This is a genomic window from Paenibacillus sp. sgz302148 (genome assembly GCF_056120465.1).
In genome coordinates this window covers 23,173-46,655 of sequence record NZ_JBVYOJ010000022.1, presented here as the reverse complement: position 1 = coordinate 46,655, position 23,483 = coordinate 23,173, and the positions used below count along the sequence as shown (strand labels likewise).

The following is a 23,483-nucleotide window of genomic DNA, read 5'->3' as shown; positions in this document are numbered from 1 at the left end:
CTAGAATCTACTATACGACGATTTGCCGATTAAGTAAATCTCGTCCAGGAGCGAAGCGTCTGCGCAACGTCGGCTCCGTCCAGAATCATGCGATGGATATCCTCGTTGATCAATTGGCGGGAAGCGTTCCACTTTTTGTTGAGAAAAAATCCGCTCAGCTGGATACGATCGAGTTCTTGCAAATAACGGGACCATATCGGATGGCTCGTCAGTCCTCGCTGTTCCGCTTGCGATTTGGAAACCGGCGGAAACCACGAGTGGCATTCCAGCAAGTAATGCCGCAGAAACTCCCATGCAAGCCGCGGGTTCGCGGATTTCGACGTGATGCCGGCTCCGCCCATATAGATCATGTTCGATTGGTTATGGCCCGGCATGTTCGGAAGTCCGACGACGCCGTATTTATCTTCATCCAGCCGGTAATGGTGAGCGGACCAGATGAAAGCGAAAGTCATCGCATTCTCGTTAGGCCACTGCGCCGTTTCCGCCGGTTCGTTCGGTTTGCGCACGATACGATGCACGCGGAACGCATCGATCAGCTTACGGAATGCCTCGATCGTTGCGGGACTGTCCACGTATCCTCGCGATGTCGATCCGTCGGGAGCGATATATCTTCCCCCGTTGCGCATGACAAATGGCTCGAACCATTCAATGTCGATATCGATCCCGAAACCGAACTGCGTGGCGATTCCTTGCTCGTTGCGCAGGGTCAATTTCTTCGCCATTTCGACCATAACGTCCCAAGTCCATTCCTCCGACGGATAATGCAAGCCGGCACGATCGAACATTTCTTTGTTATACATCACCAGCGGCGGACTGACCTCGACGGGCAGCGCAGGGAGCGTACCGCCGTGCCGAGCGGCTTTTATCAAGCAAGGGAACAAATCCTCCTCCAAGCCTTCAATCTCAGCCACATAAGGGTTCAAATCGATAAAAGTCCCTCCTAGGTTGCCGATCGGAAATCCGCCGATTTCCAGCAAATCCGGCGCTTCGTCCGATTCCAAAACTTTCATCGTCTCAAAGGGATCGGCCGATTGCTCAACAATAACCCGAACGTCCGGATGCTTCCGCTCGAACGATTCTTTCGCTGCCAAGATCGTATCCATGTTATACGCCATTTCCGTAACAAATCGAATTTCTCTCATCGTTTACTTCCTTTCCTGGATCAAAGTGATGGTTTTCTCCAAATAGCCGATTGCCGCCGCTTCGAACTCTTTAGCCTTGCTCAAGCAGTCTGCGCAACGCTCGCGTAAGTCCGATGTCAGGGTATCGGACGTACGAATGAACGGTACTTCTCCGCTGACCTTATCCAATTCATCAGCCGCCTGCTTGTATGCTTCAGATGCAAGCAGCGTCATTCGCATCGCTTCACCTTCGAGTGGAACGCTGCGCAAATATGCCGCTGCATATTGCTTCGCTTCTGCATACACAGCGGCTAGCTGCCCCATCCCGTACCGGTTCGGCATGCCGCCGCCTCGCAAGTGATGGATCCATCGGTCATACGCCGCCAGTCCGGATGCATAATGCAAATAATTGGTCAAATGACGGTAATCGCAGCCTTGCCTTGCATATTTGACAGCAAATGCGATCGTTTTTTCCGCTTGCTGCCGGAGCACCCTTACCCGTGCCTGCCGGTCTGCCGTCTTTTCCGCCGCCGTCGCCTTGCCGTCGATTCCTGCCGCGAATCGGACCGGATTTTCCGTCACGTCGTCGTATGTAAGCGTCTTGCCTTCGGGGTGCATTCGGTCGGTCGCGTAGACGACGCGCCGCTCGTCGTCATATCCGTAGATGAGACACCATTCGTGGACATAAGGCTTCGCGGCCATCGTATCGAAATACAGCACCGGCTTGCCGAGGTCAATGTATCTTCGGATAAACGGCAGCATCGCTTCCTCGATCGGCAGTACGACCGGGAACCGCTCGACGGCCGCAAGAAGCGGGACCGGCATATCCGACAACTGGCCGCACAACACGGAAACTTCATAGCCCAAATACTCCATAAACGCATGCAGTGTCTGTCTCCAATCGAAAATGTACAAGCCGTCGGCAAACGTCGTCTTCTCCGAAATTTTCATTCGAAACGCCCAAGTCGAATTCCCCATCAGCTCGGCAGCTTCCCGCTGATCGCCCAGCATGGCCAGCATGCGGCTAACGTTGTCCACAAACGTAGCTTGCAGCATCGGCCGCGAAGACCAATCGGGCAGCTGCAGCACCTGATTCCGTGCCATTCGGTCTCCTCCCTTCTTCTCCGGTAGAAGGCCAAGCGAGACTCGGATATGTTCCTGACGAAGCTTCTGGCGGGAACGGTAAATGTACGTGTAGATGGATCCGGTGGTCATCCCGTACATGGACGCGATTTCTTCCGGACTCAGCTGCTGGAAAAAATGCGCTTTAAAAATATTCCGCTCCTTCAAGCTAAGACAATGGAGCAGCGCATGGATCGTTTCGAACGTCTCTTTGCGCAGCAGGCTTTCGGCCGGGTCCTGCCCCGTACCCCGATCATCGGCAACTTTGCGAGACAGGTGAAACAGAATGCTGTCCAGATCCTCCCAATCGACCCGGTATTCATCGCTCTCCGGAACACCTAGCGACGCAAACGGTTTCTCCTTCCTGTGCGGGCCGCCCCGGCGCAATCGCATGTTGGCCTGATTCCGCACGATGCGGTACAGCCACGGCAGAAACCGGCTCGTATCCGTGAGCGAGCCTAGATGCAGAAAAGCGCGAATGAGTGCGTCCTGCACGATATCGTCGGCCATGTGCGGATCGCCGGTCATCCGCTCGGCCCAGCCGTGCGCCTTGTGCCGATGCTGCTCGATCAGCTCGCCGAATGCTTCCGTATCCCCTAGCTTCGCCCGGTCGACCAACGTTTGAACGTTTTCGGACTGTTCCGCTTGACGTTGTCCCGCCTCATCTTGCTCCTTTGTAAGCCTCGCTTCCTTTGCCATACCTTCCTCCCTCAATCTTGGCCTCAAGAAGATTGATGCCGCTGCCTGAACGAATTTGAACAATGATTTTATGACAATTCCCTATTTGTCGGCAAAATTCCTTTCCGAACGCAAAAAATCCAGTCGATAATCGACTGGATCAAGATCGTATCTTGTTTGTGATATGCTTCACGATTTGCTCCGCATCGCGCCCGACGCCGCCGAGCAATGCGGAATTTCGCGAGGACTGCCACGGCAAGCCGACGTAATACAAACCTTCAACCGGACTGACTCCCCGCCGGTGAACCGGCTTTCCGTTCCCGTCCAATGCTTCCGGAACGTTCAACCAGCCATAGTCGGACCGAAATCCGGTAGCCCAGACGATATGATCGACGGCAAGCGAAGTACCGTCCGCAAAAAATACAGTTCGGTCCGCCGCATCCTTAGCTTTATCCGTTAACGTGATATGCCCGGACTTCACAAGACGCTTGAAGTCAAGCCCGAAGATCGGATCCGGACGCCGGCGAATTCTGCGGCTCAGCCGCGATTCGGACGGTGCGTTCAATATCCCTAGCTTATCGAACCACCAGAAGATGCTCTTGCCTGCTATCGTAAGCGGCAAATGCGTGAGCCGGTGCCCGGTCGCGACGAATACCCGATGGCTGCGGGTTAGCTCCACCGCGATTTGAGCACCCGAGTTGCCGCTGCCTACGACCAGCACCGTTCCGGATCCCAGATCGCTTGGATTGTGGTACGCTGCGGAGTGCAGTTGCGTAACGCTCGGGTCCAATTGCCGGGAGAAGCCGGGAATATTCGGCTTCTGGAACGGCCCGGTAGCGATGATGACTTGCCGGGCGGAGAAATCCCCCCGATTCGTATGCGCGGTAAAGCCGCCGCGTTCTTGGCTCAAGGAGAAGACCTCGGTGCCCGACCGTACCGGCAACTCATATTGTGAAGCATAATGCTGCAAAGCATCGGCGATTTCATTTTTGCCGGCAAATTGATCGGGATCGCCCGGTAGTTTCATTCCTGGAAGTTGGCTGTAAGCACGAGGCGTGAATAAAGTCAACGATTCGTACCGGTTTCTCCACTCATCGCCTATGGCGTTGTTTCGATCCAGAATGGTCGAAGAGATTCGGGATTGTTGCAAATAATACGAGGCCGCAAGCCCTGCTTGCCCCCCGCCTATAATCAATACTTCCGTTTGCATGAGGATCATCCTTCGTATACGTGATGAAAATCTACCTCTTCATCATACATGAATACTTGCTCATATGTAAATACGATGTCTCGGACAAGCTTCCCGCAAACAAAATAATGAAAAAAAGGCCGCGACAATCGCGACCTTTTTCGTTAGCTCTTCTATTACTTGCTTATTTGCCGTATGCTTTCAATTTTTCGATCGAAGCTTCTACGTTTTTGAAAATAGATTCCGCATTTGCTTTATCACCGGATTTCACTGCATCCAGCAATTTCTGTGCTTGCTCCAGCAATTGGTTCCCCTGCTCTTCACCGCCTAGCGCTTTCGGTAGATCAAGACGGATGGCGTCAAGGAACAGTGCGCCTTCCATCGCGGTAATCGCCGCTTTGTCCTTGCCCCAATTTTCGAACGTTTCGCCGTATTCCCCTTGCGCTGTCGCCGCGAAGGCGCGTACGAAAGCTTGGTTGATCTTTTCGCCTTGCACTTTCTTGATGTCGCCCGACAAGTCGAATTGGCTTTCGATGAAACCCGCGGCTTCTTTGTCGTACTCTTCCAAATATTTTTTCAGCGATTGGAAAAATGCCCATCCTTCCGCTTGCTCGACCTTGGCTTCGTCAAGGGAGTTTTCCTTCACCGCTTGTTCGATTTTATACCCATAACCTTTCTCCGCGCCGGCCGCCAAATAAAAAGCCTTCATCAACGTTTTGTCGACGACTTGCTTTCCGAGGTTGTAAGCGAGATTATCTCCCTTCTCAACCGATTGCTTCATTTGGTCAAAACCGCCGTCGATCGCCTCCAGCAGCAAGGTGCCGTAAGCTTTGTCGCGTTTTTCAACCATACCTTTCAGAATGCCGTCGTAAACTTCGCGAGCTTCGGCCAGCTCTTTAGCTGCAACCGTCTGGTCGCTGAACTTCTCATTAGCTTCTTTGAAATCGTGGCGCATCATAAGAAATGCGGTTTTTTGCAAAAGCTTATCATAGAGCTGAGCGACAACGCTGGCAGAAAACGATCCTTCTTCTCCAGCTTTCAATGCCGCTTCCAATTGCTCGTCCGTTTGGCTTTCAGATTCGTCGTCCATGGATTTTACAACAGATTTGACGCTGTCCGTATATAGTTTATGAGACTGAGCCCAATCGATCTTCCCGGCTTCCGCACCCTTCTTCATGCCGTCGACGAGTGCTTTCGCCGCTTCCGTGAAGCCGGTCGTCCCTGTTGCTTCGTTCGATGAGTTTTCCGTATTGTTCGTTGTGTTCTGTTCGTTTCCGCTCTCCTGCTTCGTTTCCGTTGTGTTGGAAGAGTTCGCTGGCTGCTCGCTTTGCTCTTTGTTCTGCCCGCACCCCGCCAATAAAATCGATCCGATTAGAAGTGTTCCTACAGCCATGCTTACTGCTTTCATTGTCTAAATATCCCCTCTCCATCGTGAAAAAACTGTCTCTCAATAACTGTAAATGAAATTCATTATCAATAATGATGACCGAAACCTATTGTAATCGCGTTGAGAAGCATTGTCAATACGATTTTTAGGCAATATCTTCACAATCTTGTCCGTCTCGAAGCCTTACGGTATCCAATCGGGCTGATGCCCTCCGCTTGCCCGAACGCCCGGCTTAGCTGGCTCTGATCCTCATAGCCGATGCTTTCGGCTATTTGTTTGACGGTCAAGTCGGTATTCAGCAGCATTTCTTTGGCCGCTTCAAGTCTCGTTCGGCGAACATATTCCATCGGCGATATGCCTAACGTCTCCGCAAATAAGTAGCTCAAATGACTTGCGCTGACATGGACATGCTCCCCCAGCTCTTGCAAACGCAAACGTTGGCCGAGATGACGACGAACATAATCGCACACCTTCATGACCCGATGATCGAATCGCAGCGGCTCGTTCGGAAGCCGGTCTCTTAGCTGCGTCAGCCACATCTGCAACCATTGATGAAGCAGTCCCTGCAAGCCCAAATAATGAATCGAAACGTCCGTGTGCAGCACATAAGCGTGCTCGGATGAATCGGGCTTGGCGGAATGCGCGGAAACAAGGGCGCCGAAATGGTCAAACGAAACGACAAGCGACTTCCAAGATGCCGTCCAATGCTCCAGCTCGGCAGACGGCTCTAGGTGCGCCAAAGCAGGCAGCCCGTACAAGGTGACCAAATCGATATTGCCGATTTTCATATGCGCGCACATGGACAAATAATGAATCGTTTCGCTGCTGTCTCTTGGGATGAGGCTAAACGACTTATTCGGCGGGCACATGATCAGATCACCCGGAACAGCGTGCAGTTCATGTCCGTCGATCACGACATGCAGCGTACCTTCCAGAACTAACCAAACGAGCGTATAGGGAATGCGCATGCCGTCGATGGCGTAATCCGCTGTTTTGTGCATGTTGCGGATCCAGCGAGCGCGCAATTGCAAGTAATCTACGTCAAACGATTCGTTCAGGATAAACAATGTCCCATCTCCGTTTCTTCAAGGTCCTTTCCATGATGCCGTAAGAAATGTCAAATAAACCGGAATCGCTGCCATGGGAGGATGCGTCATCTCCATGATACGATGTGGTCGTACGATTAGACCATACCGGAAGTACAATTATCTCGGAAGGAGCTTTTCCATGGAGAAACCGAATATCCTATATATTTTAACTGATGACCTAGGTTATGGCGACTTGAGCTGTTATGGCGCATCCCGTTTCCAGACGCCCCATCTCGACCGGTTGGCTGCCGAAGGACGAATGTTTACGGACGCACACGCGCCATCCGCCGTCTGCACCCCTTCCCGCTACGGGATAATGACCGGAAGATATTGCTGGCGTGGGGAATTGAAGAAAGGCGTGCTGCACGGGCACGATGCGCCATTGATCGAACCGGACAGGCTGACCGTCCCTGCATACTTGCGGCAGCACGGCTACGCGACTGCCTGCATCGGGAAGTGGCACCTCGGCTTAGGCTGGGCCGATTCCGGAAACGCCTCGTGGAGCGCGGACTACAGCCGGCCGATTCAAGGAGGTCCTTGCGATGCCGGATTCGATTATTACTTCGGCATTTCCGCTTCGCTCGATATGCCGCCTTATTGTTTTATCGAAAACGACAGGACCGTAGGAATCCCCAGCCAGCTGAAAGATCCTCTCGACTTCAGTCAGAGCGGACGCGGCGGTCTCATGTTGCCTGGGTGGAAAGACGAGGACGTGAATCCGACGTTGACCCGTAAAGCGCTGGAGTTCATCCGCCACCATTGCGCTCACGATGACGTGAGCGATCGGAGAATGCCGTTCTTTCTATATTTGCCGTTGACCGGACCCCATACGCCATGGTCCCCGAGCGATTCGTTCCTCGGGAGAAGCGGCATCGGTCCGCGGGCGGACTTGATTATTGAAATCGACGATACGGTCGGTCAACTGATGCGCCTGCTGGAGGAACAAGGGCAGCGTGACAATACCTTGATTGTGTTCACGAGCGACAACGGCCCGGACCCGTATAAGGAAGAGATTACCGTGCACGGCCATGAACCTGCCGGTCAGCTGCGCGGCCAGAAGGCGGACATCTGGGAAGGCGGGCATCGCGTGCCGTTTATCGCAAGCTGGCCGAAGCGGATCCCGCAAGGCACCGTAAGCGATGCGCTGATCTGCCTGACGGATTTACTGGCAACCTGTTCGGCGATCGTTCAATCCGAGCTTCCCGCGAATGCCGGCGAGGATAGCTTTAATCTGCTGCCGGAGCTATTAGGGCAGCAGATTGAGCGCCCTGTGCGGGAATCGGTCATTTTGCATTCGTACGAAGGCATGTTCGCCTTCCGCAAAGGCGACTGGAAATATATTCGCGGCGCAGGCGGCGGCGGTTTCCATCTGAACGGCAGGGAAATCATCGGCATCCCGCATTCGCCGTCGCGCGACGTGCTACCTGGCGATCCGGCGGAACAGCTGTATCATCTCGGACGGGACGTTCGCGAGAACGACAACGTATATGTTGAAGACTCGGCGCTGTTGTTGAGGCTGAGCCAGGAGCTGGACAAGCTCATCGAAGCCGGCCGAACTCGTTCGTAGGTTGACTATCTAGGATCGAGGATTGTGATAAGCAATTGATTTGTTCGTGCGATGACGCTCAAGAGTTTGAACAAGCAAATGAAAGAAGACCCTGATTGCCTATAGCGACAAGGGCCTTCTTTCACTTCATTTGCTCTATTGGAGATGATTCAAGGCGTCTACAAACGCAAGTAACGCCTGTTCCTCGGACGATTTTGCTTGCAGCGAGTGCTGCAACGGTACATATAAAAATCGGGCCCTTAGTAGTTCCGGGCGGCCATCTCGGTTAAATGTTTGAACTGAAATCCTTGCTTCCTAGCATCGTCAATAATTTGACCTAGCGCTTCCGTATTGTCCTTGGATACCGAATGCAGCAAAATAACGGCCCCGGGGTGAAGCTGACTCATGACGCTCCGATAGGCAAAGTCGCGTCCGCGTTGCTTTTGCGGCTCCCAATCCCGGTACGCAACCGACCAGAATACATGGGTATAGCCTAACTGCCGGCTGACTGCAAGCGTTCGGTCGCTGAATATGCCCCGCGGGGGGCGAAGGAACGGCATTTCCTTTTGCCCTGTCAGCTTAGCGACTTCCACCTTGACTTTATCCAGTTCGTTCTGAATCGCGTCGCTCGATACTTGGGTCATATCCGGGTGAGTCCAGGAATGATTGCCGATAAGATGGCCTTCCCCCCACATTCTTTTGATCAGCTCGGGCTGGTCTTTAATGTAGTGGCCGGTAACGAAGAAAATAGCCGGCACCTGCTTCGACTTGAGCACATCCAAAATCTTGGCGGTATACCCGTTCTCATACCCGTTGTCGAAGGTCAAATAAAGCTCCTTCTGATTCGTATCGCCTAGGAAAATCGCGTCATGCTTCTTGACGATATTTTGAAATCCTTCTTCCGCGATGGACGGAAGCTTACCGTTCTGGCTCTTCTTAAACCCGAAGTGATAAGCTCCCCCCGTCCCCGCGGCAAATGCGATTGAAGCCGTTCCCGCTAGGATGACGGCGACCAAGAAGGCTAACCCAACTGCATACCGTTTCAAGCCATTCACTCCTTTATGCTTACGCTATGGAGTAATATTCCATCGAAGGAACAGAAATATGTATCGTTCTGTTCATATATTCAAGTCCGCCGCAAAATCCGTGAATGGTTTCGACCTCTCATTTGGAACTGAATCGGGAAATACGGAAAATGTGGAAATGTTGTCGTGACTATGTAGCTACCGAATTGTCGATTCATGAAACCACGTGCGGACGCAGCTTCGACACGAAAAGTGGCTTTTTTGCTCAACGATTGGACGCTTCGAGGAATGTAGCGGTACCCAAAGAGTATGCGCGAGCGAATATCTGGGAAATTTGATAAGATGGCTTGCTTCATTTGATTCAACCTCGGGTATAACAAAGCTTCGATTCGAATAAAAAACCGGCTGCGATCAAGAGCAACCGGTTTATATTTAGTTAACATCGTTAATAACTTATCACATTAATCTAAAAATATTGCTGTCGTTTTCCGCCGTTTTTTGCGCTTCCCCGGGAAATGATCGAAATAACCGGCTTCATTTCCCAATCCGGTTGAACATTACCCGAATGTGATCTTCAGGTCAACAATTTCCGACCGGCTTGCAAGACGGATTGGCGGGCCCCAAGTTCCATAACCCGAAGACACCGCAACATGCATCTTGTCCTTGCGCATATAACCCCAATCCAGCTCGAATAACCTTTTCGTGATCCAATGGTTAGGAGCAATTTGACCTCGATGGGTGTGCCCGCAGAGCAGGACATCCACGCCGGCCGCGGCCGCAAGATGAAACCCGTAAGGCTGATGATCCATCATAATCACCGGTCGGGACATATCGAGCCCATGGATTAGCGAAGCAACGCTCATCCGTCCTTCGGGACTTGCCGATTCCGCCGTCCGGTCTTTTCTTCCGGCGACATAATAACGATCCCCGATCGCAACGGTTTCATCCTGCAGCACCCGGATGCCGATCCGCTGCATCACCTCGACATATTGTGGAATAGAGCCGCCGTAATATTCGTGATTGCCGAGAACGGCGTATACTCCGTCGCGTGCTTTCAGTTCCTGCAGCGCATCGCTCATGCGGTTGCGCAGGAAAGGCTCGATGCTGTCGTCGAGCACATCCCCCGGAAGCAGAACAACATCAGGCTTCATCGCATTAATTCGCTTAACCAATCGTTTCAAATGACGATTGCCGACAATATTGCCGAGATGCAAGTCGGAGGCTACAGCCACCCGAAGCTCCTTCATCCCCCCTGCCTGCTTATCAACATGGAACACATGCTGCCGAATGACCGTACTCCAAGCATTTCGCGATCCCCACAGCATGAGCGATGCAAGCAGCCCGAGCGTAATCCCGCCTGCGATCGATACATAGGAACCGGTATCCATATCACCAAGCGCAAGAATGAAATAAACCAAGTCGTCGATCGGCAGCAAAATAACGGCGAATTCCATCAGCGCGAAATAGTAGGAGCCGACGACTTTTAATAGTCTTGCGAACGGCCGTAGCGGTTTCGGCCAACGAATGATTCCGATGGCGTAAGAAAAAACGATAACGGCGAATACCGGCCAGAACCATACCGGCTGAAATCGAGGCCACCATGCCTCGGCAAGCATGACGACATGCAGGCCGATGTAATAATTCAAGAGCGAGACGACAACTACCATTATCAATATCGATACGATCATTTGTAGCGCTCTCATTCGATTGTTCCCCTATCTTGTTGCAAAGATAGGATTAGTATAAAGTCAGGTTATGCCATGCGCAAATGAACATATTATGAATTAACGAAATGCCGTTTATCCCCCTTGCTTCCCTTGTTCCGCCCGTTCCCGCAATCTTCGCTGTTCTTGCCGCGGGTATTCGTCGCCAAAGTTGTAGCGCTCCATAAAGTCGACGATTTGGTCCCACTCGTCTGCGGCTTCGGCGTACCGTTGCTCACGTTCGAGCAAAAAAGCTCTGCTGAACCGGCCGTCAATCAGCTGTGGGTCAAGCTCGGCGGATTTCGCCCATGCTTTCAGCGCTTCTTCAACATATCCAAGTCGGGAGTGAATCTCCCCTTCGTAATAATTAATCATAGCGTTGTCCGGGAACAGCTTGATTCCGGCTTCGACTACTTTTTTCGCTTCGGACAGCTGGTGCATATTGAGGTAACATTGGATCAGGAAGCAATACAAACTTGGATCGTCCGGCGATTCGCTCAGCCGTTGTTTGTAGTCGTTTATCGAAATATGATTTTCAGAAAGCTGGTTGCGAACTTTAATCAATTGAGCTTGAAGCTTACCGCTTATCCAAGCGAATTCCGGTTGATCGGAAAGCGCGTTTATCCCATTTTTGTAACATTCCGCCGCATCGCGCAGAAGTTTATTCGCCTTCATCTCCAGGAGGTATCCATAAGAAAAAAGATATTCCGGGTGGTTCGGTTTGTCTGCCAAATCATCTTGATATAAACGAGTTGCTTCGACCCATAGTGCTTCATCATATATATTTTCGATTTGTTCCTGTAGGTTAAACTTTTCATCCCGCTCCCATTTCAAGTGAAACTCATCCTTTGACATGACTTTACGCTCCCATCGCTCGTTTTTGAATTCGTGAATCTCTTATTTCACCGAACAGCTTCCCTTCAGGAGAAGGAATCCCTTCCAGCTCCAGCAGCAGCTTCGCAGCAACTTGTTCGGCCAACCGCTTGTGAATGCCGCTCCAGACGTCCGGCGTATTCCGAATCAGCTCATCTTTTAGACCGAATAGCACTTGTTCCTGCTTCATGCCGATCCCCCTCCATCCATTCGCTTAATCGGGACAAGCTTTGACGGTATTTCCATCGTACGGTTCCGGCCGGAATGCCCATCATTTCGCTAATTTCCCGGTGCTTGAGCCCCCCGACAAGATGCATAACGACGATTTGCCGTTCCGTCTCGTCCAGCCGCCATAACGCCTCGGTAAGCTCCATGCGCTGTAGTATCACCGATTCCGAGGTCGCACCGCATTCCTGCCATTCTTCTTCGACGTATAAAGTTTTTTCGCGTCGCAATGCATCGTAAGACAGATTCCGCGCGATGGACAGTACCCACGCTTTGGGATGAGTTCCCGATTGATAGGTGCCCGCTTTCTCATATACCCGAAGAAATGTTTCTTGCAGTACGTCTTCGGCAGCCGGCGCGCTTCGTACGATGGACAGCGCCAAGGAATATACCATATAGCGCAGCTCCTCGTAGACGATTTTGAGCGCTGCGGTATTGCCGTTTGCAACGCCTCGCAAAGCTTCATCCAGATTCATTGGCCACCTCCTTCGTACATATAACGGGATGCCGGTTCGTTTTGTTGGCGATGCGATCCCTATTTTTATGAAAAGTATCATATACGATCGTTCGTGACTACACCAGCTCATTAATAATTTTAATTAATTACATTAAATATAAATGACATAAATCTATGACGGCAAAAAGACTGCCTTCCGGCAGTCTTCATGTGGTTTTCTTAGAGTTGAATCGTTGAACCAACGCTAGCACGGCTAGCCTCCCAATCGAATTGGACGAAAAGCTCCTTTATTGCTTTATCGGCCAAAGATCGGTACGCGAGCTGGGCTTCCTGCGGCGCGAAGCTTCGGATCAGTCCGCTTAATGGGATTTTCCCCGCATTCAGCCACTCCATTGCGATGCTTAAATTCCCCATAATGCTATGAGGTCGGAAATCCGTCGCATGGACCGGGAGTTCCCATTCCCAGCCGCTTCGCAAATGTACATACCCATGAAAGATCTCATGTACAAGCTCGTGCGCCGAAAGCTCGGTATACTGTCTCCACGGGGCGCCGATCAGGACAACCTCCCCGCCTTTCCGAACGATCCTGCAAGCCTCCAGCACGGCTGCTTCGTGGCCCGAACAATCCATGGCTAGAGCGAAGCTGCCGCAATATTCGGAAGGAATGGCATGAGCCGATTCGCAAACCGAAGCAATGCCGGATTGCAACAGCAGCTCCCGGCGGTCAAGAACCGGATCGCATACGGTCACCCGGTAGCCGGACTGCTGGAATAGGTGAGCGGCCAAATAACCGACCGGACCGGCACCCGTCACCAGCACGCGATCGCCTGGGCGGGCCGCGGTCGTCATCAAAGTCGTCATGCTGACGCCCATAAGTCTAGCGATTGCGGCAGCTTTCGGATCTAACCCCGAAGGCAGCGGCACAACCCCTGAGCGGGAAATTTTATGATATCGCTGGTGATTACCCATCAAGAAGACATAATCGCCCGGCCGTACGTCGCGAACGCCTTCTCCTACTTCATTCACTCGCATAACTGTTGCATAACCCGGATATTTCGGAAACGGCTCCTCCCCGAAAAAACATGCGGCCAATTCCGTGCCGGGACTGATGAGGGAAACGACGGCCTCACCCGTAATTTCGTCGGACACGGCTCCTCCGGAATACGCCACCTCCACATATTCCGCTTGACCGTAACCGCTGACAATAACCGCTGAATTCACCTTTGTCACTTCGTTTCCTCCCTACTTGCCGCCCATAACACGCCTCTGCGAAGAATCGTTTTCGCTTCTGAAGGTGAGTATGCAGCAGCGCTATGCCCTAGCAGCGATTGGAATACTCTTGCCGCACCGTAATGGTGCAACCAGACTAGAGGTTCTTCCTCGCCCGTCACCTTCGAATGTGCGGTGCAGAGAATGTCCACGGCCGCGTCGCCTTCTTGGTCAAAATACAATTCGTCCCGAATGGTAAACGGTTCGATGCCTGCTACAATGGGTTGCGCCGATGCGATCGGACGCACTTCAAAATCCCCGTAATCATCATGTCCGCTCGTTCCATGATGATTCCATACGCGCGGCACGATTTTGCGGAATTCGGGCCAGTCGGATGCGCCGGCTTCGGGAAGCGAATAATGGAAGCTTCCATTCGCAAAATGCAAAACGGCCAAACCGCCGCCGCCCTGCAAGTATCGCAGCAGGTTATTCTTAGACGGCTCCGATAACCCGCGCGGATCAAGCCAGTTGCAATAGTTGAGGACAATCGCATCAAATTGCGTTAAGTCCAATTCGGCCATACCGTCGGCTTGCAGCAGCACTTCCACGGTCACACGTGCATCGGCTTGGAGCGCCTCGACAATTTCCGGAGTCGTCTCTTCCCAGTTATGCCATTTGTGATGTTCATTGCCTGACAATAATAGAATTTGGACTTGTTCCGGCAATTCCTTCGAGCGTTCCTTCCCTCGGATACCGGCAAGCGCCTGCTCCAACTCCGAATCGGAGTAAAAACGGGAACGTACCCCTCCTTCGGGAACCTCCAACCCCGCCGTCCAGACGATGGCATTCAGCAGCAGGCGGCGATAATCCTCCTCCTTCCACAACCGGTACGCATGGCCAAGCGTTGTGCCGAAGGCTCTGCCGCCATCCTCCCGTTCGACCGCCCAAGCCACTACATTCGCCATCATATCGCCTTGATCGGCAAACTCCGGAATACGGCCGATAGGCGTAACGCGCGGATCCTGCTCACGAAACCGAAGGCGGTAATAGATCTCATCATCCAAAGCTAGCTCTTGCGATACCCCCTGAACAATCGGGTGACTAAGCGTGCTGAGCTGGAATCGCTTGCCGTAGTCGATCCGCGAGTACCAATTTCGCTCTCCTGCTTCATCCTCCCATTCGAAATAAGCGCCGGCCCATTCCAAAACGCACCTGCCTTCCGCCCGAGTGACAAACGTCGAGAAATGGATCAGCATCAACCCGCAGCCGCGGTTTATCCATTGCTCCATCTTGTTCATTCGATCAGACGTGACAAAAGGCACGTCGCGATACAAATCGCCATCCCGACCATCCGTATAGACGACGATCAAATCGGCCGTTTCAAGCGTTCTTTCATCCTCGGGCCATCCCCCGGCATGGTACTCCACGACAACTTGATCGCCGACGTTCGAATGCTCCAGCGCAACCTTGAATAATCGGGCTGTTTGTTCGTATTCGTGGTAATCGGCGCCATGACTCGGTTCACCCGCCAAGATGACAATTTTTTTGCTTGGCATGCGTCATTCCCCTTCTACTCGCTTGTATCGTTTGCTACTATAAATTTATCGAAAAGCAATCCGTATCGAAATGTCCATAGCTTCCGGTTTCATATCCAGGAGTCCAGAAAGGAATCGATGCCTCATGTATTACCGGGAATCGAGCTTGACCGACGATGTTGTTCGACTTGATTTATTGGATGTGGGCAAAGGTCGGACAGCCGACTATTTCTTTCATACGAAAACCGTCCCGTTCGCTATCGTCACGCAAGCGACGTCAGGCCGGTACGAGGTCGATACGCCTTCGGGAACCGTCACCATCCGGCAAGGCGAAGCTTTTCTTTCCCGGGCGGGAACGCCTCTCACCTTTCACCACTATCCGTCGGAAGAAACAAAGCAGCCCATGTCGTTCCGTTATGTACATTGTCAATTTTCATTATTCGAAACGATCGATTTGTTATCCTTATATGAGATTCCCCAACGGTTCAGTACGGTTATTGGGGAACAAATCGGACAATGGATCGAAGCTTTGCGGGAGTTGGACCGCAGTCCGTCATCGGCAGATCCGATCCGCCGCATCGTCCTGCGCAAAGAAATCGGTTACCGGATCTTAAACGCCATTTTGGCGGAATCAACGCCGCGGCCTGAAATGGCCCTGCTCCTCTCGACCTCTCATGAACTTAAGCGGCTTCTTGCCTACGTACACCAGCATATGAACGATCCGATCACGATCGAAGCATTAACGCAAGAGCTGCAAATGTCGCGCTCACGCTTGTTTTTATTTTTCCGGCAAGCATTCCGGCAGACGCCGTTAAACTATTTGAAGGCTGTTCGATTGAATGAGGCGTTTCGCATCTTGAGCATGAGTGATTCATCGATTCATTCTGTCGCCGAGCAAGTCGGTTTTTCGAATCCTTATCATTTCAGCCGGGAGTTCAAGCGCAAATACGGCATTTCACCATCGGAATTCCGCAAATCCCAAAAACGCTGGACAATTGAGTTTACATAATATTTATTATGTGAATATACCAACTTGACTTTATTTCTAAGATGTAAGAAAGTTAAACTGGACTTCATTCAAGGAGGATTATCATGGTACCGAAGTGGTTTGAAGAAGCAAAGCTGGGCATTTTTATTCATTGGGGCGTTTATGCAGTTAACGGGATCGCCGAGTCCTGGTCGTTCTATCACGACCGAATCTCTCACGAAGACTATATGAAACAGCTGGACGGCTTCACCGCGAAAAATTTCGACGCGGACAAGTGGGCGGACTTGTTCGAGAAAGCCGGGGCAAAATACGCCGTCCTTACGACGAAGCATCATGACGGGGTTGCTTTGTGGGATACGAAATATTCCGACTTGAACGTCGTGAAGAAGTCGCCTGCGGGACGCGACCTGATCAAAGAATATGCCGATGCTGTAACCAAAAAAGGAATCAAGCTGGGTATGTACTACTCCTTGATCGACTGGTCGCACCCGGATTACGCAAGCGTATTCGAAGGCGGCAAAGTGCCGGAAGACTTGAGCCAAGTCAATCGTTATTCGAACCCGGCGGACGGCGTTCAGGATGAAGCCAAGTGGCAGCGGTTCCTCGAGTTCAACAACAATCAATTAGGCGAGCTGCTGTCGAACTACGGCAAGGTCGACCTCCTGTGGTTTGACGGCGACTGGGAAAGAAGCGCCGAACAATGGAATTTGCCGGAGTTCAAGCATTACCTCCAATCGTTTAACCCGGAGATCATTATCAACTCTCGCCTGCAAGGCCATGGCGACTACAAAACGCCGGAGCAAGGCATTCCGATCACAAGACCGGAAGGTCCGTGGGAGTTCTGCACGACGATCAACAGATCTTGGGGTTATCAGCCTAAAGACGACAAATATAAGACTTTAAAACAAATCATCCGCATGTTCTGCGATTGCATTACGATGGGCGGTAACATGCTGCTCGATATCGGGCCGATGGAAGACGGCACGGTCGACAAGCGGCAGGAAGATATTTTGCTCGGGCTCGGAGACTGGATTCGCACGCACGAAGAAGCGATTTTCAAAACGACCGAAGGCATTCTTCCGCGTTATTTCCTAGGCGGCAGCACGGTATCCCAAGACAAGAAAACGTTGTATCTCTTCGTGTACGACGATCCTAAGGAAAGCATCTGCCTGAAAGGACTGTCGAATAAGATTAACCGTATTACGGTGCTCCACTCTGGCAAAGAGCTGACCCACGAAATTCATGGCGGGGTGCCTTGGTTCAACATTCCGGGAACGACCTGGATCTACATGAAGCCGGAAGACGCGCATGAGCATGTAACCGTACTGAAACTTGAGCTCGAAGGCGAGCTGGATATGTACGGCGGTTCCGGTGCCGTCGTCACGCACAATTAATCGCGAAAATACACGAAAGAAAAGACCCGCCGATCAGGCGGGTCTTCCTTCTTCCTTCTTCCTTCTTCCCTCTTCCTTCTTAATTCGCCTCGCTCGTATCTCACGGCCCGTATTTAATGACCATCTTCGAAACCTGCTTCTCCCACGAATCCGAACCCGACAATTCCACCTTCAAATATTGCGTCCCGGCCGGCAATGCGGATTGCGCGGTGTACGTTTTACGGTACCACTGGCTGCCCGTATATACACCCGGCGTGCTGACATGAACGATCGGCGTCCAGTTGACATTGTCGCTGGATGCGTAGAACGCGACCCCGTCCCATATGCTGAAATGATATAGCGTCGCCGTGAAATTTTTGATGTTCGGCAAATTGTATACGAAGCTTTCGGTCGTGCCATTTGTCCGTTTGACGCGGGAGCTGTCATTGTTGAAATACAAGAAGGCGTTAGAGGAATCGAACGTCAGGTTGTTAGTGTGTGAAACCGTATTGTTCCAATTGTTCAGATCATCTGTGAGCGTTTGCCCTATCGGGTCCGGCGCGGAGCCGTTTTCGCCGACGTAGGTAACGACGCTTTTTGGAGCGATGGTCGTACTGAATTTGCCCCCGGACAACGGAATGTTCGGGCCTTGACCAAGGCTTAGGCTGCTGTTCGTAATATACGGCGTTAATTTGCCTGCCGTAAACCCGCTCGGCACAAAATTAAGCTCCACCGTGCTGTCGTTGTCGTTGATCGCCACGATCGTAAATTTGCCGGTCGCAGGATCTTTGTATGCCGAAGTATAAACGCCGGACTGCGGGCTTGTCGTTGCTCCGATACGAACATATCCCGGTTTGATATATTTGCTGAAGTTGCCGAAAGAATAATAACGTTTCGTCAATTGGTACGTATTCGTATCCTTATAAACGTTGATGAGACCTTCGTCATTGTTGCCCGGAATCGCCCCGGTCCAATACATCCACGCGTTGACGCCCGCCCGGGTCATAAATTCATGGATCTGCTTGGCAAACTTTAAGCCGGAATTGATTCCCGGATCATAGGAATCGACTTTGGACACTTCGGTCATCCATACCTTTTTGCCTATGGACTGCGCCGTGGCGAAAGGATTCGTCGGCAGCTCCGTGTTAATGACGGGCACCGGGTAGTTGTGTCCTCCGACAATGTCGATCCTTTCGGCGGAAGCCGGATTGTTGAGAGCGTCCTTCACCAGATCCTCTGACCACCAGGAAACCTCGCCGGCAACGACTTTCGTGTCTTGAACGCCTTGATTGATCATTTCTTGCTTCAAATAATCTTTGAGGAACATTTCGATATGGGTTGAATTCCATTCGCTGGAATTCCAAGAGAGGAACGTCATGGAGTTCGGTTCGTTGGCGATGGATACGGCGTACAAATCAATGCCGAATTGTTGATCGTATTCCTTGATGAACTTGGACATGAGCGTAGCGTAATCGCCGTAATTTTCGGACTTGAGGTATCCGCCGTTCGTGGTGGAGTTGTTCGTTTTCATCCAGGCGGGAGGGCTCCAGGTGGTAGCCATGATTTTATCGACCCCTCTGGCCTTCGCTTGCTGCATAACCCAGATTTGGTCAGGTCTTGCATTGAAGTTATAAACGCCGGGCGATGGGTTGAATTGAGGGAATATTTCGCCACGGAATATCGATATTCCGATTCCGTTCTCTTGCGTGAACAATAGGTCCATAATTTGGCTTCTTACCGGTTCGGCCAAATCATAAATCGCATCCGACCATCCTGCCTGCGAAACTCCGAATCCGTCGATTTGTTGCTTGACGTCATTCCAGTTCACGGTTACATCCGATGCGGCACTTGCCGTAAGCGGTGCTGCAATTAGCGTCGTGAGCAGGACGCTCGCTGCGACACCTATACTCGCCAGCTTTTTGAACACGTTCCGAAACATACAAAACCACCTTCCACAGGATAATGTTACTTTTGCATGTATTTCGTATTGATCTCAAAGCCATCCCTTTTCATTTTCTTGTGTCGGCGAAATCTTCTCAGAGGTTGTTTTGTCGTGCATTTCTTCTCTGCAAAACGGCTCAATAGGATGAGCATCTTGTACGGATGAAGCGACTAAAGCTCTGTCCACATCACTCCCTTCTACTGATGAAGCCATCGCGATCGACTGTATCTACTTCGATAATGGTGAGCCGACAAGTCATCCCGAGCCAAAACAGCCGCAGAATAATAAAATGACTCAGAGTCACCATTCAGGCAGATTGTAATTGGAAATCGTTTGAGTGTCCATGGACAGATCATCGAAAATAATGGCTTTTGTTGTTTTTATGTGGATTGTGTAGGCTATACTCCTTTTTTGATTTTTGTGCTTATATGGATAAAATATCGCTTGTAATACAACAAAAGCCCCGTTTGCACGGAGCTTTTTACAGAAACTTGTCATTTCGCCTTCATTGCATTGGCCAACGAGACTAGCTTATTCATCGTATTCCAGTTGCGCGTCGTTGCCGGGGTTTTCAGCTTCTGCAACTGATTGGAAAGCTTAGAGTCCAATATGCTTTGGCGGTATAGCAAGTAAATTGTCGTACCGTCGATGACAAACTCATCGATTTCGTGTTCGCCTTGAGGCAGTCGATCGACATCTTCTTTGGGAAGATTGTCCGTCGTCAGCGTAAAATAAATACTTTCGCCTTCGGATATAGAATCCGGTGAATAAGGGCAATTACCGACGATATTTTCCAACTGATCGGCCGTCCGCAAAATCACGGAAACCGACATGCCGTGAGCGGTTTTGATTTCTTGCTCGATCCGCTCGCGAATCGTTTCCGGTTCGTCCGGCGATACGAATAATATATTGCCGCTTTGAATATACGTTTGCACCTGGCCGAAGCCCAAGCTCTCAAATGTCATCTTGAGATCGGCCATTTTGAGCTTTTTATTGCCGCCGACATTGATTCCTCGCAATAAAGCGATATATACGGTCATACTGCTCCTCGATTCTGTTTTCTGCCATTATATCACTTTCGCGCTTATTTAGAGAATCAATCGATTACGAGACCGAAGCTTGAAAAATCATCACTTCATAGGTTGCCGGAATAAGGCCGTCCACGCCGAATCTTTCCTCGTAAGCTTGAAACATCCGATGAAATAATCTTCTGCCGCTCAAACCGGGACGCAAAAAAGCTTCCGAGACGCCGGCGCCGACCGATTTGACGGATTTGAGAAAGTCTCGTACCGAAGGGAATTTCTCCGAATAGCGATGTGTGTATTGCCGTATATTCGAAAAACCAGCGTCGGCTATACTAGCATGCCATTCCTCCGGCGAGAGGAACGATAAACCGTGCCGCTGCGATGGTTGGCCTAGCGATCGATAGGCCTCATCAAAAGCGCTGTGCAGCTCGCAGAACGTACCCGGACCGAAAGTTGTAAAAACAAGCCTGCCTTCCGAACTGAGCATACGCCGGAGCTCCAATAGCGTTGCTTTCGGCTGGGTTAGCCATTGGAAACAAGCGTTGGAAACGATCAACTCATATGCCTCGGATGGAGTTGCAGCAGCCCAAGCTTCGATATCGGCCAGGATGAAATGCGTACGCTCCGAATCGGTGCGACGAGGGTGCCTTCCCGGTATTGCCGCTTCATGTTCCAGGATGCCGCTAGCTTCCACGTCAACGCCAACTGCCCTGCTGTGAACAATGCGCTGTCGCGCGGCATCTAGCATAGCAGGCGCAATATCAAGCGCCGTCAATTCTGCGGGCAGCGGATACCGCTCCAGCAGAAGCTTCGTGAGATATCCCGTACCGCAGCCAATTTCGAGTATCGAGCGGGCAGGCGCGGCTCTATCCGTACATGCGATATGACGGACCAGCTCATGAGCCATCTCCTTCTGTACCGATGCATGCCGGTCGTACGTACCGTTTGCGCTGCGGTCAAATTGACGACGGATCGCGCCTTGCAGATTGGCCATCCCGCCACCTCCTTATCGCGTCGGCAACCTGCCGTTCCTTACCCAGGAAGAGGACATGTCCGCTGCTATCGAAACGGATCAAATCAACGTGCTTGGCCTGTTCTCGAACTTCCTCCGCCGCTCCGATCGGACAAATGCGATCCTCCGCCCCGTGCAGCAGCAGGACAGGACAAGCAAGCTCCGGCAGCGCAGCGCGGAAGTCGCTTGTTTGCAGCAGTTGAAGTCCTGATTGCAGAGCGGACAATGACCATTCTGAGCCGGACGGAATGCGATTGGCAAATCCGCCGTTAGCCTCTTGAACCGTGAACATCATCTTGTGAAACTGATCCAAGGTGCTCTCACGTTTATTTTGCAAAGCTTTTTTCATTTGCCTTATGTAGCTGACAGGCCAACCTCGATCTTGTTCGGAGATTCCGCGGGAGAAACAAGCCGTTGAACCGATAAGGACCAAGCCCTGTGCCATCCCTTCTGCAGCGAGCTGCAAAGCGAGCAGTCCGCCGAGCGACCATCCGACGATGATGAGATCTCCTTGACCTCCTTTGGGATTGACCACGGAACGGCGGCATTCCATTGCCGCTTCCCGCGCGATCGCAACCATCTCATCCGGTGTGCCAGCTTTGCTGTAATCCGCCCGGAAATGCCGAAAATCAGGCATCATTCGCTGCACTTCGTCAAATACAGCAGGCGACATGCTCCAGCCGGTCAGCCACAATATGCCGTCGATCGGCATGGCGCCTGCTGGCACGCTAAGTTGCCCGCATTCACAATCCATTTGGCTTCTGTCACGCGCTGTCATTCGATCACCCCAAGCGCATACCCAACCTGCCGAATCCGCTCGAACGCTTCGTCGAGTTCCATATCACAATGCGCCGCACATAACGAAAATCGAATTCGCGCCGTTCCTTCCGGAACGGTCGGCGGCCGGATAGCAACCGCTGCAATGCCCGCATTCTCCAGTTCGTCCGCGAAACGCAGGGCGGTTTCATTGTCGCCTACGATTACGGGCACGATCGGCGAGTCGCCCGATCCGACGCGGAATCCGGCTGACGCCAGCCGCTTGCGAAACCGTGCGCTCGCTGCAAGTAATCGTTCCCGCCGGCTCTGCTCCGACTGGACTAGCTCCAGCGCCTGGCGGACACCGGTGACGATGGATGGCGGCATGGCGGTCGAGTAAATGAACGGCCGCGCTTTGTTCGTCAGCCACCGGATCAACGTCGTACTCCCGCAAATATGGGCGCCATATAGGCCGAATGCTTTGCTGAACGTGCCCATCCGGATGTCGACATCGCGCTCGATGCCAAGCGCATGGCTAAGTCCTGCCCCGCGTTCGCCATAGACGCCTTCACTGTGCGCCTCGTCCACCAGGAGCATCGCATGACGCTCGGTTTTGATTCGGACCAGCTCCTCAAGCGGCGCGGCGTCTCCGTCCATCGAAAAAATCGCATCCGTCACGATGAGCTTCCTGCGGGCTTGCGCATATTTCGCTATAACGTGGCGCAAATGCTCGACGTCGCCGTGGCGGTAACGGACATGCTCCGCCCGGCTTAGCACGATGCCGTCGACGATGCTGGCATGGTTGAGCCGATCGCTGAACACGACATCGCCCCGCCCGACAAGCGAGGCAATCGCGCCGACATTCGCCATGTATCCGTTCGCGAATACAAGCGCAGCCTCGGTCTGCTGCCAGTCCGCAAGCTCCTTCTCCAGATGCCGGTACGGCATCCGATTGCCCGTGACGAGGCGGGATGCACCCGAGCCGCACGTTTCATCAAGCGATTCCCGCATCGCTTCGGCTATCGCCGGGTGCTGCGACAAACCGAGATAATCGTTGGATGATAGATTCAGCAGCATTTTGCCCTCTCGCATGAGATACCCTGGCTTGCCCTCTACCGCTCCGACGTCCCTCAGCTTACGCTCTCGCGATTCCCGAGCCATCACAGCCAGTTCCTCCTCCATCCAGTTCATGCCGCGTCTTCCCCTTTCCCAGCCGTTATCGCCTCAAC

Annotated in this window: 20 protein-coding genes; 3 read left to right on the top strand and 17 right to left on the bottom strand. The window is 52.1% G+C overall.

The window, feature by feature from the left end; translation table 11 throughout:
* Positions 1-29: 29 nt before the first annotated feature.
* The 5 genes from AC0LWM_RS26760 to AC0LWM_RS26740 all read right to left on the bottom strand — a co-directional run bounded on the left by AC0LWM_RS26760 (position 30) and on the right by AC0LWM_RS26740 (position 6,564).
* Positions 30-1,142 (bottom strand): extracellular solute-binding protein, encoded by a 1,113-nt coding sequence (locus AC0LWM_RS26760; RefSeq protein WP_474678086.1) that lies wholly within the window; start codon positions 1,140-1,142, stop codon positions 30-32.
* A gap of 3 nt (positions 1,143-1,145) precedes the next feature.
* Positions 1,146-2,942: an RNA polymerase sigma factor gene (locus tag AC0LWM_RS26755; protein ID WP_474678085.1), complete on the bottom strand. Its 1,797-nt coding sequence runs from the start codon at positions 2,940-2,942 to the stop codon at positions 1,146-1,148.
* A 139-nt stretch (positions 2,943-3,081) separates the two neighbouring features.
* Positions 3,082-4,131 carry a flavin-containing monooxygenase gene (locus AC0LWM_RS26750; RefSeq protein WP_474678084.1) on the bottom strand — a complete coding sequence of 350 codons (1,050 nt, stop codon included), beginning with the start codon at positions 4,129-4,131 and terminating at the stop codon, positions 3,082-3,084.
* Positions 4,132-4,294: 163 nt separating this feature from the next.
* Positions 4,295-5,518: a hypothetical protein gene (locus AC0LWM_RS26745; protein WP_474678083.1), complete on the bottom strand. Its 1,224-nt coding sequence runs from the start codon at positions 5,516-5,518 to the stop codon at positions 4,295-4,297.
* A 137-nt stretch (positions 5,519-5,655) separates the two neighbouring features.
* Positions 5,656-6,564 carry an AraC family transcriptional regulator gene (locus tag AC0LWM_RS26740; RefSeq protein WP_474678082.1) on the bottom strand — a complete coding sequence of 303 codons (909 nt, stop codon included), beginning with the start codon at positions 6,562-6,564 and terminating at the stop codon, positions 5,656-5,658.
* 160 nt (positions 6,565-6,724) lie between these two features.
* On the opposite strand from AC0LWM_RS26740, the gene AC0LWM_RS26735 reads away from it, so the two are divergent.
* A complete protein-coding gene (locus AC0LWM_RS26735) occupies positions 6,725-8,152 on the top strand; it encodes a sulfatase family protein (RefSeq protein WP_474678081.1) in 1,428 nt (475 codons plus the stop codon).
* Between the two features lie 239 nt (positions 8,153-8,391).
* Here the strand turns inward: AC0LWM_RS26735 and pdaA are convergent, their stop codons facing one another.
* From pdaA to AC0LWM_RS26700, 7 genes are all read right to left on the bottom strand, one after another.
* Entirely contained in the window at positions 8,392-9,177 is a 786-nt protein-coding gene (pdaA, locus tag AC0LWM_RS26730; protein WP_474678080.1) for a delta-lactam-biosynthetic de-N-acetylase, read from the bottom strand.
* Positions 9,178-9,713: 536 nt separating this feature from the next.
* A complete protein-coding gene (locus AC0LWM_RS26725; RefSeq protein WP_474678079.1) occupies positions 9,714-10,859 on the bottom strand; it encodes a metallophosphoesterase in 1,146 nt (381 codons plus the stop codon).
* Positions 10,860-10,955: 96 nt separating this feature from the next.
* Positions 10,956-11,714 (bottom strand): tetratricopeptide repeat protein, encoded by a 759-nt coding sequence (locus AC0LWM_RS26720; protein ID WP_474678078.1) that lies wholly within the window; start codon positions 11,712-11,714, stop codon positions 10,956-10,958.
* 4 nt (positions 11,715-11,718) lie between these two features.
* A complete protein-coding gene (locus AC0LWM_RS26715; protein WP_474678077.1) occupies positions 11,719-11,922 on the bottom strand; it encodes a hypothetical protein in 204 nt (67 codons plus the stop codon).
* Positions 11,885-12,433 (bottom strand): RNA polymerase sigma factor, encoded by a 549-nt coding sequence (locus AC0LWM_RS26710; RefSeq protein ID WP_474678076.1) that lies wholly within the window; start codon positions 12,431-12,433, stop codon positions 11,885-11,887. Before AC0LWM_RS26710 ends, AC0LWM_RS26715 begins: the two co-directional genes overlap by 38 nt.
* Positions 12,434-12,633: 200 nt before the next feature.
* The gene (locus AC0LWM_RS26705) at positions 12,634-13,644 is read right to left on the bottom strand and encodes a zinc-dependent alcohol dehydrogenase (RefSeq protein WP_474678075.1); all 1,011 of its coding nucleotides are present in this window, start codon (positions 13,642-13,644) and stop codon (positions 12,634-12,636) included.
* On the bottom strand, positions 13,641-15,179 hold the full coding sequence (locus AC0LWM_RS26700) for a ThuA domain-containing protein (RefSeq protein ID WP_474678074.1): 1,539 nt from the start codon (positions 15,177-15,179) through the stop codon (positions 13,641-13,643). Before AC0LWM_RS26700 ends, AC0LWM_RS26705 begins: the two co-directional genes overlap by 4 nt.
* Before the next feature lie 124 nt (positions 15,180-15,303).
* On the opposite strand from AC0LWM_RS26700, the gene AC0LWM_RS26695 reads away from it, so the two are divergent.
* Both AC0LWM_RS26695 and AC0LWM_RS26690 read left to right on the top strand, forming a co-directional pair.
* On the top strand, positions 15,304-16,167 hold the full coding sequence (locus tag AC0LWM_RS26695) for a helix-turn-helix transcriptional regulator (RefSeq protein WP_474678073.1): 864 nt from the start codon (positions 15,304-15,306) through the stop codon (positions 16,165-16,167).
* A gap of 83 nt (positions 16,168-16,250) precedes the next feature.
* Positions 16,251-17,540: an alpha-L-fucosidase gene (locus AC0LWM_RS26690; RefSeq protein WP_474678072.1), complete on the top strand. Its 1,290-nt coding sequence runs from the start codon at positions 16,251-16,253 to the stop codon at positions 17,538-17,540.
* A gap of 100 nt (positions 17,541-17,640) precedes the next feature.
* Here AC0LWM_RS26690 and AC0LWM_RS26685 read toward each other — a convergent pair whose 3' ends face one another.
* From AC0LWM_RS26685 to bioF, 5 genes are all read right to left on the bottom strand, one after another.
* Complete coding sequence (locus AC0LWM_RS26685) at positions 17,641-19,458, bottom strand: glycoside hydrolase family 30 protein (protein WP_474678071.1); 1,818 nt, start codon at positions 19,456-19,458, stop codon at positions 17,641-17,643.
* 497 nt (positions 19,459-19,955) lie between these two features.
* On the bottom strand, positions 19,956-20,501 hold the full coding sequence (locus tag AC0LWM_RS26680) for a DUF1697 domain-containing protein (protein WP_474678070.1): 546 nt from the start codon (positions 20,499-20,501) through the stop codon (positions 19,956-19,958).
* A 64-nt stretch (positions 20,502-20,565) separates the two neighbouring features.
* The gene (gene bioC / locus AC0LWM_RS26675) at positions 20,566-21,480 is read right to left on the bottom strand and encodes a malonyl-ACP O-methyltransferase BioC (RefSeq protein WP_474678069.1); all 915 of its coding nucleotides are present in this window, start codon (positions 21,478-21,480) and stop codon (positions 20,566-20,568) included.
* Positions 21,443-22,276, bottom strand: coding sequence for an alpha/beta hydrolase (locus tag AC0LWM_RS26670; RefSeq protein ID WP_474678068.1), 834 nt, complete (start codon positions 22,274-22,276; stop codon positions 21,443-21,445). The genes bioC and AC0LWM_RS26670 overlap by 38 nt, the downstream gene beginning before the upstream one ends.
* Positions 22,273-23,445 (bottom strand): 8-amino-7-oxononanoate synthase, encoded by a 1,173-nt coding sequence (gene bioF, locus AC0LWM_RS26665; protein ID WP_474678067.1) that lies wholly within the window; start codon positions 23,443-23,445, stop codon positions 22,273-22,275. Before bioF ends, AC0LWM_RS26670 begins: the two co-directional genes overlap by 4 nt.
* Between the last annotated feature and the right edge of the window lie 38 nt (positions 23,446-23,483).